Below are 18728 nucleotides of genomic sequence, written 5' to 3'. Positions count from 1 at the left end.
TATCATGTCTGATTTGAGTATCTTTCATAAAACCGCATCTGATGCACCATCGGACAATGGCTTTACCCTGGATGACCGGACTGTCGAAGATCTGCTGAAACTCCTTAAGGACTATAGTCAGCAGATTCCATTTGATAAGGACAAAAATTGGGATGCTGTTTTTCTGTCTCCGGTTAACGCGGAACGGCTGGCTGCAATTTATCGTCAACCTGGGTTGGCCGATGGTTCACTGGCGCCGCACCAGGCGCTGCTGCTGGCTTTTTATCGTCTGTTGGAAACGCCTAAAGCGCTATTGAACCGCCTGCCGGGTATGCACCGACAACTTTACTATCGCGGCTTGTTAGGGTTGAAAGAACGAGGGATGGTACCAGATCAAGTGGCATTGGCCTGCCAGTTGGAGAAAGGCACTCGTGAGTTGCTGTTGCCGGCAGGAACGTTAATGGATGCCGGGCAGGACAGCCAGGGTAACCCTGTGCAGTACGCGCTGGATAACGCCATGTTGGGAAATCAGGGGCGCTGGAGTGACCTGCGTTGGTGCCAGCCGGCTAACTCCGACAGCTCGCCTCGCACGTCTCGTGTGCTTTTTGACCAGCAAAATAAGGTGCTGTGGCCAGAAAACGGAGTTCGTCTGTTTACCCATTCAGGTGGCGAGGAGCAGTCGGTGGTGACCGGGCGGGTGGTGGGTTCCGAGCTGTTGGCCATGTCTGGCGGGGATCGCACCATCACTGTGACATTGCAAACAGCAGTGACTGATGACGATATCAAGGCAATTACAGCGGGTATCAGTGGCACAGGGCAGTGGCTGGCACTTGATATCAGTAAAGGAGACGGCACATCGCTCACTCTGAAGTTGTCTGCCGCGAAAGGAGCAATCACCCCCCCTGGCGGGCTGGACGGTTTTACCTCTGCCATGCCGTTACTGAAACTGAGCCGAACCGATGGCAAACCAGTGCCTGAAGTGACAGCGCTTAAGGTGGATGTGTCTGGTCTTACTCAGGTGATGTACAGCACCGATGACGGCGTGGAAAAACTGTCCGTTACCAGTTATCCGTTCGGTCATAGCCCAGTGTTGGGGAGCGGATTTAACCTGGTGGCTGCGGACTGGTGCAACAAGCCACAGGAACTGACGATTACCCTGACACCCGAATGGCTGGATCTACCGGCGAACTCGTTTAGTGAATGGTACGAGGGCTATGGTGTAGATCACATCGACAATAACGCCTTCAAAGTGACCTCGCCTTTTATTACTGGTGAGAAACACAGTACCGTGTTGTTTTCTGGCAACAGTGAAGAACCTCCGGTCGCCGTACCTATTACACTTACAGTGGAGGACCTTTCCTGTTCACTCTCGAAAAGTGTTGACCCACAAGACTGGCAAAACTGGTTACATCTGGAACTCAGCGGCCATGATTTTCTGCACCAGAAGTATTGGGAACTCTTGCCGACGAAGCCAGACTTGAACCCACCCTATACCCCGAAGGTTAGATCACTGGCCATCAGCTACAGCGGAGCAGACACCGAGGTCAAAGAACAATATCTGTTGAGCCCCTTTGGTTATGGACTGGAATCGCAAGTCAGCGCTACGGTAGCCGATGATGTAAATCCTCAATTGTACCTGGGCTTCAGCGATATCGAACCGGGACAGGAGCTGAGTTTGCATTGGCAGTTGCAAAGCCCGCAGGCACTGAATATGAGGTGGCAATACCTTGATCAGGGCAACAGCTGGCAGTCTCTGGATGCGACGGTAAAGGATAACACGGGCGGGCTATTCACCTCGGGCTTGTGGTCTGCGTCACTGCCGGCCGACGCCGCGCAGGGCGCCCAAATGCCTGCTGGGCGTTACTGGATCCGCGCAGTGGTGACACCACCTGCTCAAGCCCCCGGGGCTGATGCATCCATTTGCGCTTACCCCCGTTTGAAAGGGCTGCGAACCAATGCGGTGACGGCAACCTTGATTAACGGTGAGTCGTTGAGTAACAGCCATTTTATCCAGCCTCTGCCTGCGGGTACTGTTCGCCGGCCAGTACAAAGGCTCAATGGATTGGCGCAGGTTGAACAGCCCTGGCCATCGCAAGGTGGGCGCGCACCTGAGTCTGAAGCGGAGTTTCTGCCACGGGTAGCCCGGCAATTGACCCATCGGGGGCGGGCGCAGACCTGGTCCGATATGGTGGCGTTGCTGAGTGAGCGTTATCCCGAAATCGGCTATGTGCACATTCCATTGTCTGAGCAGTTATCCAGCTTGCCTGCTCGTTGCACGCAACAGCTGATCGTGATTCCTGCCAATGGCGAACAGGACAATAACGATGCGTTGCGGCCGAAATTCGCCCCGGCGCGTTTAACCGCGATGCAGGACTACCTGAAAGAGCTGAGCAGCCCTTGGGTAGATATCAGTGTGGTCAATCCTGACTACAGGGATGTGCCGGTGACATATGTCGTGGAGTTTACCCCGGGCACTAATCAGGCTTATGCCCTGTGTCTGCTAAGGCAGGCATTGGAGCGCAAGTACATGCCATGGGGGGGGGATGGACAGAGCAGTGCCATCGCTGGAGCCGAACTGGATTACTACGCCATGGTGGCGTTTATTCAGCAATTACCCATGGTCGAGCGTGTGGATCGCCTGACCCTTGATGGTCAAAGCGCTTCGGTGGTCAGTACCGATACGCAAGTACTGATTCTGACTTTGCCAGGTGCAAGTCATCAATAAGGATTTTTATGAACAATAACAGCATGTTGCCTGCGAAGGTACGAGATCTTATCCACTTCGATACCCTGCTGGAGCAGGGTATGGAAGCCATCGACCATTATGCGGGGCAGGTGTGGACCGATAAAGGTGAGCAAGATCCAGGTGTGACCCTGTTGCAGGACTTTTGTTACGGCACTTCCGACCTCGCCTATCGTCACACGTTGCCGCTGGTGGATTTATTGACCCCTGCGGTTGATCGTCAGGGGGAGGGGATATTCCCGGCGCAATTCGGGCCACATCGTGTGTTGACCTGCGGGCCTGTTACGGTAGATGACTACCGCCGTGCGCTGTTGGATTTGCACAGCTGCGATGATGGAGAAGCGCCAGGTGGCTTCTATTTTCGTAATGTGCAACTGACACCTGAAAGTGAAGCGGAACAGTATCAGTACTGGTATGACCCCGCCTCTGAAAAGCGGGAGTTCACCTTTGCTAAGTCAGGCAATGATGGCCAGCTGGCTCCGCTGACCCTGAAGGGAGGCTACCATCTTTACGTGGAGTTGGCTCGAGGTGCTGAAAAAACTAAGGCGCAACGGGCTCTAACCCAATTCCTTGATACCCATCGTAATATGTGTGAAGCGGTACGGAACATTACCTGGGTCACGGCACAAGCTATCAATATTAAGAGCAGCATTGAACTGGAAGATGATTGTACCAACCCGGCTCGGGTATTGGCCGAGCTCTATACTCTGGCTGAAAACTTCATCAGCCCGATGGCGGTACGTGATTCCGCGGCTAATTTGGTTGCGCAAGGGTTGACTAATGAGGCGATCTATCAGGGAACCCAGCTAACACATGGGTGGATTACCCAACTGCCACCGAAATTAGACTATCGTAGCGAGATCACGGTGGACTTCGGTGTTCTAGTGAACAAGTGGCTAAGCATCAGTGGTGTGAAAAGCATTACTACTTTTCGCGGAGATATGGCAGATAACTGGACGTGGACTTCAAGCGCTTCATACACCTATCCTCAACTGTGGGGGAGTGACCCTATCGCCGCATTGGCGGAGAGCTCTGATATTCAGTTGATTAAGTATGGGCAGCGTTGTTCTGCAACAGAAGATGAGATCAGGGAGTTTATCAAGCCTTCGGCACTGATCGTTGAGCAGCCGGTGGTGATGGACTATGGTCGTAACCGTAAACCAGAGGATTTTCATACCCTTAGCAAGCGCTTACCGCCATGCTATGGTTTGCAGCAGTCGGTACCTACAGAGGTACAGAAACAGCTCCACCAGTTTCTATTGCCGTTTGAGCAAGCGTTGGCCAATGGTTGCCAGCAATTGGCATTGCTACCAGACCTACTGGCGTTTGATCGCTCCCACTCTACCCCTGTCTGGGGTGAGCAATGGCCGTTTGCTGAAAATAGTCAGTCCGATAAGGTTCATCAAGACTATAAAGCTGAATTGTTATTGGCGCTGAAAGACTACAAACTAGATAATAAAGAACTGGCGATTATTGACCATCTCCTGGGTTATTTTGGCAGCCAGCGTGCGCCACGAATTCTTTCGGGGCTGCTGGATAAATTTTTAGATGTGCAGCGCGGTTATTTGCGTCAACATGCTGATCTTGGGTATCAGCGTAGCAATATCCAGATTCAGGCGGTTTCGGCGTTACAAAAGCGAATTGCTGCCCGTATCGGGATTGGCAGTGAGCTGTTTGCTCAGTCCCCCGCGTTGGATAAGTTGCCGTTTTACCTGGTAGAGCATCGGGCGCTATTACCGGCGCTGCCGGATGAACACTACAATACTGAGCAAACACCAACGGCTGCCAAAACGGATGACAAGACTGAAAATTTACTGCTGACAGTCGATGTGACGGATTATCCCTTGCATGTCGGGGTATTGATTGACTTGATCATTAAAGACAGCGGTGGGCCGGAGAATGATTACATCCTCGCAACCGTCATGGTGAAGGAAATTGACAGTGCGGGAACGATCTTGACCTGTAGTATTCAGGACAATGCACAACTGTCACGTAATCTACAGAAGCTTATTGACGCAATGAATGCAGGTACATTGCGCTGGAAAAACAGCAATGTCTGGCTGCACGATATGTGGTATCCGTTGCATTATGATACTGATACGGGGAATTTCCTAAACGGTGAGAAGCGTATCGTGGCGACGTACGATGCCCCTTATCCGGTTATGTTGCAGCAGGATGACCGGATTACGATTCGTCGCAACATTTCTCCGAACTCTTCACTGCAGCTGGGCGATGATAAAACTATTATCCATGCACAGGTGGTGTCGAGAGACTGGATTAATGGCAGTTTTGTCATTAAAGCTCAAGACGGCAGTACGCTTCCTGAGAAGGAGGAGAGTTACCGTTGGTATATCGATGACCAGGGTAAAACTATCAGTGACCGTTTCTCCTTCATGGTCAGTTTGGTATTCCGACGTAGCCTTTTAGCGGATCTCAAGGATGCCAAGACCACGGAAGCATGGATCAAACAGTGTATTTTGGAGGAAATTCCCTGCCATATATCCGCACTGGTCCATTGGTTGGATGACACTGCTTTTAATCAGTTCGGATTAGCCTATCAGGGGTGGCAGCACGATGGGGCGCCATTGGGAGATCGTTCTTACCAATTGCTAAAGCAATTGACCCTGGGAAGAACACCGGGCGTACTGGATGGTATCAGACATATGCGCATTGCCACGGCTGATCAACAGAATAAAGCAACGACGCCGGACTGGAATCCAGAGTACATATCGAAAGAAGAGTTGTTCTATGTGCCGAAAAATTGAAATTAATACTTGAGCGGTTTATTAGTTTTTATTTTTCACTGTTATTTTGTTGCTGTTGTTGATAATTTTTTGCGAATGGTTGCGCCGCGATTTGTATTGGCGTGATTGCCTCGCTATGTTTTTAGTAAAGTAAATGACTGGAGTAAGATCTGTGGCTAATGAAAAGACCCCCACTGTGCAAGCGGCAAATGCTGAGGCTGTTGGGCCAAAGGTAGAAGAGCTCATCAGTAAATTTAAAGAGCAGTCCATTCCGCTTGAGATGGACTTTAAAACCCTGATTAATATTGCCGATGTTGGCCGTAGGGCTGTGGGGTTGAGTCCTGATCAGCCAGATAATGATGCCGGTAATGGTATGGTGGTGAATTCTGATGGGAAGTTGGAAGTCAAGGCCAAGACCGATGCGGGTATCAATGTGGATAAGGATGGGGTGGCTGTTAAGGTTAATGACAAGGCTGGTCTTGTGGTTGATGGTAATGGATTGGCCATTGTTGGGGGGGCTGGCTTGAAGTTTAGCCAGGATGGGGAACTTGATGTTCAGGTTGATGACAACTATGGGATTATTTTGGGGAGTGGGGCGGGGAGTAAACTTTGTATCAATCCTGGCTCCGGTATTAAGGTGGATAAGGATGGGGTGTCGGTAAAGTTTAATGCTAAAGCTTTTCAATTTTCTGATAAGGAGTTGGATTTAAGGCAAGGGATTGGCTGGGCGTACGGACCAAACGGCAATATCGATATTCAGGTTGATGGTAGCGGCGGACTTCAGTGTGGAGGTATAGGAGCCAAGATCGGCGTCAAACCTGGTTCCGGCATTAAAGTGGACGGTAACGGGGTGAGTGTCGATCTATCAACAGACTTTATGAAAAAGCTTGCTAATTTGATTATCCCTAAAGGAACGGTGGTGCCATTTTTTGGTGGCAAAGTACCTGAAGGTTGGGCGTTTTGTAATGGGGAGAATGGTACTCCAGACCTTACAGGGTGCATCATAAGTGGTGGTGTGGATATGACAGATAAGCATAGGTATGATGGTGTTAATTTTATACCTGTAGAATGTGGTTCGTCGTCGGGTCATCAATATCCACTTCCTTACATAATGAAAATGTAACTATGGTTTGAAGTTTTGCTATGGGTACTGTAAAAAGAATTGAGTTTATTCTTGAGGTTCTTGAGTGGGGCGTTGCTAATATTCAACAGCGCTGTAGTGATCTATTTAACTATCATCTGTCGGAAGATGTACTTCGCCTATTCAATAAGATGCCTATGTCGATCAATAGTACCTTGTCTATTGAACGGCTGGTCATTGATGCGGGGGACATTCCGATGGTGCAGTTCGAGGCAGTATTAACACAGCGACTACTGACGCAATTAGAGGAGCAACTGACAGCGCTATTGACCGCGGTACCAATTGCCGTTGCTGGGGAGTCGCTATGTATCCAGCAGGGCACTACTGCTGCTCATCTTCAAGGGAAAACGGACTTGCAGCTACATCCTTCATTTATCAACCCCGCTTATAAGGAGGGAGCTACTCATCAACCTACGACGGATGCAGCGTTGCCTGTAGCTCAGGAGGAATTAGGGCTGGCCCCCCTGTTTCACTATCTAAAATGGGGTTGTTTGGCGCTCCCGCATCAGGCATTGATGGCTGAGTGGAATGCGTCTGATGGTGCGGATAACTGGTTGCGCTCGCATCTGGCAGCCTCATCAATTGAGCAGCGGAAAATTCTGGCACAGTACTGTTTACAGACGATGCCACGCCAAAGATTGCTACAAACCTTTAGTACTGCGAGTTCACAGGCTATTTGCTGTTTATTTCTGGACGATAAGCCAGAGTTGACGCCACCGGCAGACAAACCAGCCTTAGAGCTTTGCTTACTGCTCAGTAGCCTATGGGTTTGTCGGCAATCATCGACAGGGGCTTTGCCTGCCCCATCATCTCTGGTGCTGGACAGTAATCTGTTGCCAGAGGTGGCGCCCTGGTTGTTGGTGTTGTTCAGCCATCTGCCACTGCCTGCGGCGCTGTTACCTTGGTTGCAGCCATTCTGGCAACAACCGGTAGTGCAGCAGTTATTAGTATCGGAGTTAACCGAGCCAGACTTTACTCGTTGGCAACAACAAATGGGGGATGTCACTCCACAAGACGAGGTAGCAAAACGCAAACCTCAAGCTTCAGCACCCGAGCGGTCAGAGGAGGATTCCCTGGATCCTGCAATGGATGTCGGCCAACTGAACGGACTTCAATCGCACACAGAGGACGCCAAACAGGACGCCCAGAAGGAAGAAGGCGATTGGCAGAGAGAAGGGCGTGAGTACACAGGACCGTCGGTGCCAACGGGTTCAAGCGCCTCATTATCGGAGCAGGAACCGCTGTCGGTCGCCAATGCTGGTCTGGTACTGCTGTGGCCGCTATTGCCTGGGCTATTGCGTCAGTTGGGTCTGCTCGAGGAACAGCAATTCAGCAGCCCACAGGCTCAATTGGAGGCGGTGTGCTGGCTGGATGGGTTGATCTGGGGGGATGAAACCATGGCGGAGTGGCGTACCCCATTGGGCAAGCTGCTGTGCGGGTTGCCGTTGGAATCACCACTCGTGCCCTGGTCCTCGCCAGAACCGAAGGTGAGTGAACAGTTGCTGGACTGGCTGGCGGCTATTCCAGCGCAGTTACCCGGTTTGCATCGCTGTCAGGTCAATGATCTACGCAGCCTGTTTCTACAAAGACCGGGGCAATTGATACAAACCAAGTCGGGCTGGCAACTGTCGGTAGAGGCGGATGCCTGTGACTTTTTACTATCGCAACTGCCTTGGGCACTGGACTTTATCCACTTCCCCTGGATGGAAAAGCCTCTGCAGGTGAAGTGGTTGCCTGCTGCTACTTAACTAATTATTCACCCATGTCGGGTGTTTTACCCGGCGATATTCCAATCATCAGTAAAGAAGAGTCTGCATGCCAAAACAGCATAATGCGCTCCGTCTTTGTGACGAGCTGTCGCCTGAATTACGCCAGGATGAAGATCTACTTCTACTCTTGGCCCACTTCGAGCGGCTGGATCTACTGGTACAAAAGCAGTTGCAAACTTTGCAACAACGCTTTATCGAACCTGAAGAAGAACTCCAGGGGCTGGCGCTTTCCCCGGAGGAAGTAGAACGCCTGGCCACGCACCGAATGGGTATTCCTTTCTGGGCCCTGGAACAATCTGGTCAGCAACTTTCGGGTGACGCTGAGCATATTGACTCGCGCAGTCGTCTGGGCCAATTGATCAGCCGTTTTGGTTTGACTGATTTTGAACGGGACGTGCTGTTGCTCTGCCTGTTACCGTTGTTTGATAGCCGTTACTCACTGCTGTTTGCTTATATGCAGGAGAGCAACCAGAAAAAATCAATGACGGTGGACTTTGCCTTAAACATCTTGTGCCCGGGCGTAGTCGAAAAGGCCGCGCAACAGACCTGTCTGTTACCACAGGCACCTTTGCTGAAATATCAGCTGTTGACGTTCAAACAGCGTGACGGAGAGCATTGGGGTAATGCGTTGCTTCATCCGGCGACCGAGATTTACACCTGGTTGATCGGGCATTCGGCCTTTCCAACTGCGCTGCGCTCCTGTGCAAACTGGCTGACACCCTCTACGTTGGCGGATCTGTCTGCGCAGTTGACTCAACGGCTGGCCCTCTATTGTGCTGACGGAACCGCCGAGAAGAAAACCCTGGTGCAGTTGCAAGGGCGTCCAGGTAGCGGGCGGGCGATGGTGATCGCCCGCGCGGCTGGCAGCGTGGGCAAAGGTGTACTGGCGCTGGATTTGGCGCAGTTACCGGAAGACGATGAAGAAGCCCAACGTGTGGTGAGCGTGGCATTGCGCGAAACGCGGCTACATGCAGGATGCCTGTTGCTGCGTTCGTTGGCGGATTTCAGCACGGCACATCCACGGCTAATGAAATGGTTGGGCGAAGAGCTTGCTTATACTGACCTGCAGATCTTTTGCCTGACCGAACCCCATGCGTCACTAATGTGGCTGGAGGGGATGGCTCAGGTCGTGATCGCCATGCCAGTACCGGCGGTTGCCGATCAGGTCGCCTTGCTGGCCAGCCAATTGGAAGGTATCCCGCAACAGCCTGACATTGACGTTGCGGGACTGGTAAAACGTTTCCATCCGTCTTCGGAAACCCTGGTGTCCGTGCTGCAAGAGGCGCAGGCCTATTGCTTGCAGCGAGGGGAGAATGCATTGCTCTCCAATGCCGATCTCTATCACGCCTTTGGGCTGCGTTCGCAACAGAATTTCGGCGACCTGGCAAAACGTATTACCCCGGTACGTGGTTTTGATGACTTGATCATCAGTGATGATCTGCAGCAGCAACTCAACGAAGTGCTGGCGGCGATTCGCCAACGAGAGCAGGTGTTGGGGCAGGGGTTTGGCCGTAAAGTCGGCTATGGCACCGGCATCAGCGCGCTGTTCCATGGGGATTCCGGTACCGGGAAAACCATGGTAGCGGAGGTGTTGGCCGGGGCGCTGGGCGTCGATCTGATCAAGGTCGACCTTTCCACGGTAATGAATAAATACATCGGTGAGACCGAGAAAAACCTGTCGCGGATCTTCGATTGTGCCGAAGCCGATGCCGGTGTGCTGTTTTTTGACGAAGCCGATGCACTGTTTGGTAAACGCAGTGAAACCAAGGATGCCAAGGATCGCCATGCCAATATCGAAGTGTCCTATCTGTTGCAGCGCCTGGAAAGTTATCCGGGCCTGGTGGTACTGGCAACCAACAACCGTAGCCATCTGGATGATGCCTTCAGCCGGCGCCTGACCTTTATCATGCGTTTCCCTTTCCCGGATCAGGCCCTGCGCGAGCGGATGTGGCGTGCCATATGGCCGGCGGAAACGCCAGTGGCCGAAGATGTCGACTTCTCATCCCTTGCCCGGCGGGCAGATATCACCGGTGCCAACATCCGCAACGTGGCCATGCTGGCCAGCTGGTTGGCGGCAGAAGAACAGTCCCCGGCTGTGGCCATGCAGCACATCGAACGAGCCTTGCAACGTGAGCTCGGAAAAATCGGCCGTCTCGTCTTGTCCCGTTAATCTAACTTTCGCGTATCTGGAGTTTCTGTATGACTAACTTGCACGATGACCTTCCCCAAAAACGTATTGCCGATACGACACTAATCAAAGTGAACCAAACCGTTGGGGAAATGTTGGCGGAGTATTTGCCGGATGGAGTAGACATCGTTTTTACCCTGCCGGACACCAATGAGCCGCCGGCACATCCAACGGTCAGTGTATTTCTTTATGATGTGCATGAAGACCTGTCGCTAAGAACCGGGGTAGGGCGCCAATTCTCACCATCAAATGGCATGCTAATGCCAGGGAGTATTAATGTTTGCTGTCGTTACCTGATCACTTATTGGGAAATGAAAGCGAGCAGTAGCAGCGACTCCCCCGCGACCCTGGCGGACAGCCAGGCCGTCATGATCATGAATGATGTACTCAACGCCTTGATCAATGCACGCACCTATCCGGGGTTGTCAGACTTTTATGGACGAGTGATCCCACCGTCGGAACAGCTGAATAGCCTGGGCAACTTCTGGCAATCGCTGGGTAACAAACCGCGATTGTGCTTGACCTATGAAGTTACTGTGCCGATCGCGTTGACCAGTCGCAGCCCGGTATTGGCTCCGGTGAAAAGCGTATCTGCCACGGTGGCGCAAAAGCCCGGTATTGATTTTTATCAGCAGGCCGGAGTAGTGGTTTGGGATGCCTTGGTCACAGCATTGGATGCGAAGAGTCCGCTGGATGATATGGCTCGTGCGCAGTTGAAAAAAGTGAATATTACCTGCGTGGGTACGCCTTTTACGGATGACAAACTGCCTGATCAGCATCTTGATATTACTTTGTCTGGTGTAGCGTTGGGTGCCAATTTGGCGGCGATCCAAAGTGTTATTGATGGTTGGAAAGCAGAGGCTAAGGCTATTGGTGAGCTGGAGGGGGGGGCGTTGTTTGTTGATAACGTCGATAATCAGGTTCTCGCAGTGTCATAAACTTGAAGAGGTCAGATGTCTTCCTATTGTTATGGGTGATTAAATTTTGTTGTAAAGTATGGCTGAAACTATTCTAAAAATAGAAAGAAGTAAAAGTAATAAAGTGTTTTCTAGAAAGTCGATGATCCATTGTGGTATGCAATAAAAGGGAGGTGTTGGGCTTGTTGCTTGTTTGATCAGTGTATGGCGTGTGATATGGCTACCATAAAGGGTGCTGTAAAGATGCAATGGTGCGAATTGCCCTGGCCGATCAGCCTTATCAACAGGTAATAGCAGGTGCGATTCTCAATAAATATATATTAACAGTAAGGAGTTACAAGTTGAACAAAGCATTTGAATCAAGGTATCCTCATGCTCATCGGGCGCGCCGCCCTAAGTTTCTGTCGGGGCTGAGTGATATACAGGAGGAGGTTGAGGGTGCTTCTCTGCCACGAACGATGGATCACCCCAATTACAGAGAGTCTGCCGAGCAGTTAGTGGGTAAAATGAAAGTTTATGAGCCGGCAGTTACTCAATTGCTTAAGGATGTAACTGAAAAGTTAGGCGCTGAGCTATATGGATTGGAGTATCGACTTAAAACACCTGAGTCGCTTTCAGAAAAGCTTAAAATTGCAAAGCCCGAAGATGTAAATGATGTGTTGCGTTATACCATTGGCTTCCCGTATGGTAAAAATGGGGAGGATGTCTCAGTAGCTCAGCAACAGGATTTTGTATCTGGTGTATTCAGAACGTTGTTTACCTTGCGAAAGTCCGGTTACTCTCCCGCTATTATCAGAAACACTTTCTATCCGGCACAAGCATACAAAGGGATTAATGCGAACTTTCTACTGCCTGATCAATCTTCGAAATTCGAAATACAAATGCATACTGAGCAGAGTTATAAAACTAAAAGTGAAGGGCATGTGCGTTATGAGGAAATCCGGGAGCTCGAGCGTGGATTGCAGACAGGTCTATATGAGAAAAGTAAGGCAAATGAAGATAAACTGTTAGCTCTAAAAGCAAACCATGTTCGGGAATCCGACTTCATTGAAACCCCTCGAGGCATACAGGAGTGGATACCTTCGATTGGAGCTAAAAATCTTGATTTCAAATGGAAAAATACACAGCCATTGACTCCGAGAGAAGCATCATTTATTAGGAGTCGTATTCGTGAAAGTATGCTAAGTTGCAATGGAGCTAAAAAGAAAGAAGCTCTAAGGCGGAGCTCCCTTTCTTAAGGAGATAAAGATGGGGGCGCAGGTAAATTAAAATACAGAGCGCTAAATTGGCTGGTCCAATGGTGCGCTATAATCTATCAGTAGGTGCGTCGAGTCCAAGACTTTGCGTGATTTCAAGTTAATATATGGTGCGGCAATGAGGTCTGCTTGGGGGGGCAAGTCGACCTCGTTTTCAGGTTTGAATGTGTACTTTGTGAAGCGCTTAATACGCAAGTCATACAGGTAGATATTAATGACAGCTTTAACATGAATTGGCCTGAACTTGTGGTGGCCGCAAGTTGCCCACCAGATAGGACGCGGCGATCTCCATGTCGTGGGGTTGTACGGGGCCACCAAATTATCATCTTGTAAGGACCAGGCATGACCAATTTGCCGGTGCCATTGTCCAATCAGCCTATTCACCACTCAAAGCCCGCTCTGTCAAAATCGGCGGTTTGCTTCGTGCACATCGCATTAGAGCCACCCCGTACAAAAAATCCCTTATCGGCAAAATCGATAACGCATGCCGATAATACGGCGAAAAGCCGATAAGGAAATCACCTAGACTGCACAGACGGTCATTCACCCATACATCAGGAAGATTGCCATGTCGCTTAGAGATCTCGCTGCGATAAACGCGGGAGCCAAACCCCTTAGCCATTTGAGCCGACCACAGGAGGCGATACGACAATTCACGCCGAACTGGTTCGCAGCCACCATGGGCACCGGTATCCTTGCCTTGGCCCTGGCTCAGTTTCCGTTAGCGATCCCCGGCCTGCGATCCATCGCTGAAGGGCTTTGGATGTTGAACATTGTTCTGTTCTGCACCTTTAGTGTTCTTTATATGGCTCGGTGGATCATGTTTTTTGATGAGGCCAAGCAGATTTTCGGACACTCCACGGTATCGATGTTCTTCGGCACGATTCCGATGGGACTGGCGACTATTATCAATGGTCTTTTGGTGTTCGGCGTCCCTCGTTGGGGGGCTGGCGTCATACCGCTTGCCGAAGCTCTGTGGTGGATCGATGTCGCCATGGCGCTGGCCTGTGGCGTGCTGATCCCTTACATGATGTTCACACGTCAACAGCACAGCATCGATCAAATGACTGCCGTCTGGTTGCTGCCCGTGGTGGCAGCAGAAGTGGCGGCTGCCAGTGGTGGATTGTTGGCTCCGCAGTTGATCGACACTGGCGCGCAATTCGTTATGTTGATCACCAGCTACGTACTGTGGGCTTATTCGGTTCCTGTCGCGTTGAGCATCCTGGTCATCCTTCTGTTGCGCATGGCGTTGCACAAACTTCCCCATGAAAGCATGGCCGCATCCAGCTGGTTGTCGCTGGGTCCTATCGGTACAGGCGCACTGGGCATGTTAGTCATAGGCGCCGACGCACCCGCCATTTTTTCGGCGCAGGGGATGGAGGGTATTGGTGGGGTTGCTCAAGGCATTGGCCTGATTTCCGGGATCCTTTTCTGGGGCCTGGGTTTGTGGTGGATGACAATGGCAGTCTTGATCACTGTCCGCTACTTCAAAGCCGGTGTTCCTTTTAACCTGGGATGGTGGGGCTTTACCTTTCCAATAGGCGTCTATGCACTCACTACGCTCAAGCTGGGTTCACTGTTGCATTCCGTCTTTTTCAATGTTTTTGGGGGATGCCTGGTACTTGTGCTGGTGGTCATGTGGTTAATCGTGGCTTCCAGGACGCTTGCCGGCGCGTATCGGGGGAATCTGTTCGTCTCGCCATGCATCGCCTCCTCAGCTAAATAGTCAACTCATCAATAGCTGCCTCAGACGTGCAAGTCTGAGGTTGGCTGTCTATCTGATAAATCATAGGCGTGCGTAGTTGGCCATTGGCATCGCTTCGGAAAAATAAAGTAAAGACTGTAATCTCCGATCATTTTTCGTGTTGAGAGTGTAGAGCTTATGTCCACTGATAACGGAAACACTATTAAACGCCGTGTCTTTCTCCAGGGCGCGAGTCTGGTCGCTGCGGGGCTTGCGTTTAAACCGCTGCGTAGCCAAGCGGCAGAAACGGAGGCCCAGGACTTTGCCAACGGAACCCGGGAGTTGGTGGCTTATCCGCAGAAAAGACCCCTGATGCGTATCACTGCTCGCCCACCGCATCTGGAAACACCGTTTTCGGTGTTCAACGAGTCGGTACTGACGCCCAATGACGCATTCTTTGTGCGCTACCACCTCGCCAATATTCCTGCTTCGATCGATGCAGATAACTATCAACTACAGATCAAGGGCTTAGTGGATAAGCCGCTTGCCTTAAGCCTGTCCGAACTCAAGGCATTGGGAAAAACTGTCGAGGTAGTGGCAGTCAACCAATGCTCTGGTAACAGCCGAGGTTATGGGTCACCACGAGTGTTTGGTGCGCAGCTGGGTAACGGATCGGTAGGTAATGCACGGTGGACGGGCATACCGTTGAAAGCCGTACTTGAGCATGCGGGAGTCCAGGCGGGCGCCAAGCAAGTCACCTTTCGGGGCTTGGACCACCCGGTCTTGCCGACGACTCCAGAGTTCGTCAAGGCACTCGGTATTGATCTGGCACTCAGTGATGAACCCATGATTGCCTGGGCCATGAACGCTACTGATATCCCTTTTCTCAACGGGTATCCCATCAAGCTGATCGTTCCCGGCTACTTCGGTACTTATTGGGTCAAGCATTTAAGTGAGATCGAGGTCATCGACCATACTTTCGAAGGCTACTTCATGGAAAAGGCCTACCGCGTTCCTGACAATGATTGCCAATGTGTACCGCCAGGCACAGTGCCCGACAAGACCCGCCCGATAGGCAAGCTGAAAGTACGATCGTTTATTACCAGTTTGCAGCCAGGCGATAAGGTCAACGTCAACGAACCCGTTACGTTGAAAGGTTTTGCGTTTGACGGCGGGCATGGCATCCAGTCAGTTGAAGTATCCGAAGACGGTGGAAGGCATTGGCAGTTGGCCGTTTTGGGCGAGAGCCTGGGTAATTACTCATTTCGCGAGTGGACGCTGCAGTGGCAACCTCGAGAAAAGGGAAAAGTCGGGTTGCAGGTCCGTGCCAAAGGCGGGCAGGGAGAGCAACAACCGGTGAAAGCCCTGTGGAACCCCTCGATCTACGTAAAGAACAATATTGAGACCACCCCCGTCACGGTTGTGTAGGAGTTCGGTATGAAGCGTGTATTTGGGCAATATAAAGCGTTGCTGTTTGCAGTTTGTACCCTTCCGATCTACGCAGTGGCCTCTCCATTGACGATAAACTTGCCTGCTGAAACGATCGTCCTGCGCCCCTCGGATTTACCAGGTTATGTCGTTGCTCAGCAGAAATGTGGAATCTGTCATTCGGCCGATTATATTGAGTATCAACCGCCCGGTTTTAACCAGAAGCAATGGACAGGGCTGGCCAGAAAAATGAAAGAATCGTATGGGGCTCCGCTTTCTGAGAGTGATGTGGGTCTGGTCGGTGAATACCTGGCCGCCACCTATTCAGGTAAACCTGCTGTTGAGAGTAAACCCGCGATCAAAGCAATAGAGGTTGCGTCAAATACGGTCGATAAACCTGCGGTTGTAGATGTGAAGACCCTTCTGGATCAGAACGCTTGTTTAGGCTGTCATGCTATTGACCGAAAAGTGGTTGGCCCCGCCTATCATGATGTTGCCATGCATTACAAAGGCAATGCGCAGGCCATTTCACAAGTTATCGACCACATCAGCCATGGTGGTTCTGGACGTTGGGGCGAGATACCGATGCCTCCATTTCCAGGTTTGCAACCGGCTGAGCTGAAACAGTTAGCGGACTTTGTTCTGGCGCAGTGACCCTCGCCAATACACTTCGATTCACCAATAGGTGAGGTACTTCTATGCGTAAATTCTGGTTGGCTTTAGTGATGCCTGCGATATTTCATATTCCACTGGGGATGGCTGACTCAGTTGTTTCATTGCAGGCTGGAAAAAACTATACGGTGACTAATGAGCCGGTGAGCCAATCGCCCAAAGTGCTCGAGTTTTTTTCGTATGCCTGTCCGCACTGTCGGCAACTCGATCCGAGCATAACCCAATGGGCTGCGGAGGCCGGAGATGGCGTGGTCTTGACACGGGTTCCTGTCACGTTTGGCAACAAACAATGGGAAGGCTACGCCAAAGCATTTTATATTGGTGAAGTTCTCAATCTTCAAGCTGTCACGCATCACGCGCTATTTGAACTGGCGAGTCACGGCGGGAAGCTGGAGCCTGATGAGGCCATCGCTGATTTTTTTGTGGGGCTTGGTGTAGCAAGAGAGGATGTCGACCAGAAAATCAATTCATTTGCGGTTAAAAGCCGGATGATCCAAGGCAATATGCTTGCACTTCGTTATGAAATTCGAGCGGTGCCCAGTTTTGTGGTGAATGATAAATACTTCACTGACTCCAGTATGGTGGGTTCTCCTGGCGCAGTGCCTGCCGCTCTTACCCAGTTGACGACATTGCTCAATTAGATCGTTCATCCTTCACTATCGTTAGATCAATGCCCGTATTTTGCGATACGGGCATTTTTCTTTACCCTAAATTTATACAGGCGCTGTGGACTCCTATTTAAAATAACAACGTCGTTATTAACCAAAGGAGTTGTATCCCTCGTGAGTATTACCCTCAAACTCAGTCCGTTATTCATTGCAATGGCCGTAACAATGGCCGCAAATGCCCAGGCCGCCGACGACTCCAGCCACGAAGGTTTCGTTGAAGGCGCATACTTCAACCTCAACGCCCGCAACTACTACATGAATCGCAACCGTCAGCAGCATACCGACGACAACATCGAATGGGGCCAGGGTCTCATCGGTATCTTCGAATCGGGTTACACCCAGGGCACGCTCGGTTTTGGCGTGGATGCCAACGCCATGCTCGGGCTCAAACTCGACGGCGGTGGTGGCACCGACGGTTCGAGCATCCTGCCGATCAGTGATGGCAACGGCAAAGCACCGGGCTCGTTCTCAAGTGGCGGCGGCACCCTGAAAATGCGCGCCCTGGACACTGAACTGAAAGCCGGTGACCTGTTTCTCAACAATCCGGTAATCGCTGGCGGCATGAGCCGCATGCTGCCGCAGACCTTTCGCGGCGTCAGTCTGACTAACCACAGCTTCGACGGCTGGCTGATCGACGGAGGCCAGGCCAGCTTCACCAAGCTGTACAACCAGAGCGGCCATCAGCGTATCGGGACGTCCAACGGCACACTGGCGGATGGCGACAAAAGCCAGCACCTGAACTGGGCCGGTGTGGCCTGGAGCGGCCTTCCGAGCCTGACCAGCAGCCTCTATGCGTCCGAACTCAAGGACATCTGGAACCAGTACTACTACGACCTGGACTACACCTACGCGGTCAACGAACTGATCAGCCTCAACCCTGGCCTGCACTACTATCACACTCAGGACACTGGCGACGCGTTGCTCGGCAAGATCGACAACAACACCTACAGCCTGCACTTCACCGTGGGTATCGGTTACCACAGCGTCACCGCTGCTTATCAGCGGGTGAACGGCAACACGCCGTTCGACCACATCTCCCAGGGCGACAGCATCTTCCTCGACAACTCGCAGCAGTATTCGGACTTTAACGGCCCGAACGAGCGCTCGTGGAAACTCAAGTACGCCTATGATTTCGCCGGTATCGGCGTGCCAGGCCTGACCTCGGCCGTGTCGTATTCGCGTGGCACGCTGGACTTGAACAAGGTCGACCCGAACAGCCGTGGCTATGCGAACTTCTACAACGCAGAGGGCAAAAACGCCAAACACTGGGAACGCGATGTCGATCTCAAGTATGTGGTGCAGGGTGGTACGGCCAAGGATCTGGCGATACGCCTGCAATGGGCCACCAACCGTGGTGGCAACGGATATGGTGCACTGGACACCGACACCGATGAATACCGGGTGATCGTCGACTACCCGCTCAATGTTTTCTAAGCGTCAATAAGTAAAAGACCGGCATGTTTCAGGCTGTGTGAAAACGCAGTTTGCCAAGGCCAGAACCCAATGCCCCGATTTGTCGGGGCATTGGGTTTTCTGAAG

12 protein-coding genes are annotated in these 18728 nt (G+C 51.5%); all 12 read left to right on the top strand.

What is annotated here, in order from left to right; translation table 11 throughout:
- Positions 1 to 4: 4 nt before the first annotated feature.
- The 12 genes from KVG95_RS21295 (at position 5) to KVG95_RS21240 (ending at position 18623) form a co-directional block, all read left to right on the top strand.
- A complete protein-coding gene (locus KVG95_RS21295) occupies positions 5 to 2704 on the top strand; it encodes a baseplate J/gp47 family protein (RefSeq protein WP_217857841.1) in 2700 nt (899 codons plus the stop codon).
- Between the two features lie 8 nt (positions 2705 to 2712).
- Positions 2713 to 5487, top strand: a complete 2775-nt coding sequence (locus KVG95_RS21290) for a baseplate wedge protein (RefSeq protein ID WP_217857840.1) — start codon at positions 2713 to 2715, stop codon at positions 5485 to 5487.
- Between the two features lie 151 nt (positions 5488 to 5638).
- Positions 5639 to 6589: a phage tail protein gene (locus KVG95_RS21285; RefSeq protein ID WP_217857839.1), complete on the top strand. Its 951-nt coding sequence runs from the start codon at positions 5639 to 5641 to the stop codon at positions 6587 to 6589.
- Between the two features lie 20 nt (positions 6590 to 6609).
- Positions 6610 to 8355 carry a contractile injection system tape measure protein gene (locus KVG95_RS21280; protein ID WP_217857838.1) on the top strand — a complete coding sequence of 582 codons (1746 nt, stop codon included), beginning with the start codon at positions 6610 to 6612 and terminating at the stop codon, positions 8353 to 8355.
- Between the two features lie 67 nt (positions 8356 to 8422).
- Positions 8423 to 10546, top strand: a complete 2124-nt coding sequence (locus tag KVG95_RS21275; RefSeq protein ID WP_217857837.1) for an ATP-binding protein — start codon at positions 8423 to 8425, stop codon at positions 10544 to 10546.
- 29 nt (positions 10547 to 10575) lie between these two features.
- Entirely contained in the window at positions 10576 to 11502 is a 927-nt protein-coding gene (locus KVG95_RS21270; RefSeq protein ID WP_217857836.1) for a Pvc16 family protein, read from the top strand.
- A gap of 320 nt (positions 11503 to 11822) precedes the next feature.
- Positions 11823 to 12719, top strand: a complete 897-nt coding sequence (locus tag KVG95_RS21265; protein ID WP_217857835.1) for a hypothetical protein — start codon at positions 11823 to 11825, stop codon at positions 12717 to 12719.
- Positions 12720 to 13305: 586 nt separating this feature from the next.
- Positions 13306 to 14463, top strand: a complete 1158-nt coding sequence (locus tag KVG95_RS21260; RefSeq protein WP_217857834.1) for a TDT family transporter — start codon at positions 13306 to 13308, stop codon at positions 14461 to 14463.
- 156 nt (positions 14464 to 14619) lie between these two features.
- A complete protein-coding gene (gene sorA / locus KVG95_RS21255) occupies positions 14620 to 15849 on the top strand; it encodes a SorA family sulfite dehydrogenase catalytic subunit (protein WP_217857833.1) in 1230 nt (409 codons plus the stop codon).
- A 9-nt stretch (positions 15850 to 15858) separates the two neighbouring features.
- Positions 15859 to 16503 carry a c-type cytochrome gene (locus KVG95_RS21250; protein ID WP_217857832.1) on the top strand — a complete coding sequence of 215 codons (645 nt, stop codon included), beginning with the start codon at positions 15859 to 15861 and terminating at the stop codon, positions 16501 to 16503.
- A gap of 44 nt (positions 16504 to 16547) precedes the next feature.
- Positions 16548 to 17162, top strand: coding sequence for a thiol:disulfide interchange protein DsbA/DsbL (locus tag KVG95_RS21245; protein WP_217857831.1), 615 nt, complete (start codon positions 16548 to 16550; stop codon positions 17160 to 17162).
- A gap of 180 nt (positions 17163 to 17342) precedes the next feature.
- Positions 17343 to 18623: an OprD family porin gene (locus KVG95_RS21240; RefSeq protein WP_225923260.1), complete on the top strand. Its 1281-nt coding sequence runs from the start codon at positions 17343 to 17345 to the stop codon at positions 18621 to 18623.
- The last annotated feature ends 105 nt before the right edge of the window (positions 18624 to 18728 follow it).

It is taken from the genome of Pseudomonas farris (assembly GCF_019145235.1).
Lineage (GTDB): Bacteria > Pseudomonadota > Gammaproteobacteria > Pseudomonadales > Pseudomonadaceae > Aquipseudomonas > Aquipseudomonas farris.
This window is presented reverse-complemented; position numbering and strand designations above follow the sequence as displayed.

Coding starts and splice junctions, on each gene's coding strand:
- KVG95_RS21250 (WP_217857832.1), top strand. CDS start 15,859: ATGAAGCGTGTATTTGGGCAATATAAAGCGTTGCTGTTTGCAGTTTGT.
- KVG95_RS21290 (WP_217857840.1), top strand. CDS start 2,713: ATGAACAATAACAGCATGTTGCCTGCGAAGGTACGAGATCTTATCCAC.
- KVG95_RS21270 (WP_217857836.1), top strand. CDS start 10,576: ATGACTAACTTGCACGATGACCTTCCCCAAAAACGTATTGCCGATACG.
- KVG95_RS21275 (WP_217857837.1), top strand. CDS start 8,423: ATGCCAAAACAGCATAATGCGCTCCGTCTTTGTGACGAGCTGTCGCCT.
- KVG95_RS21245 (WP_217857831.1), top strand. CDS start 16,548: ATGCGTAAATTCTGGTTGGCTTTAGTGATGCCTGCGATATTTCATATT.
- sorA (WP_217857833.1), top strand. CDS start 14,620: ATGTCCACTGATAACGGAAACACTATTAAACGCCGTGTCTTTCTCCAG.
- KVG95_RS21295 (WP_217857841.1), top strand. CDS start 5: ATGTCTGATTTGAGTATCTTTCATAAAACCGCATCTGATGCACCATCG.
- KVG95_RS21260 (WP_217857834.1), top strand. CDS start 13,306: ATGTCGCTTAGAGATCTCGCTGCGATAAACGCGGGAGCCAAACCCCTT.
- KVG95_RS21240 (WP_225923260.1), top strand. CDS start 17,343: ATGGCCGTAACAATGGCCGCAAATGCCCAGGCCGCCGACGACTCCAGC.
- KVG95_RS21280 (WP_217857838.1), top strand. CDS start 6,610: ATGGGTACTGTAAAAAGAATTGAGTTTATTCTTGAGGTTCTTGAGTGG.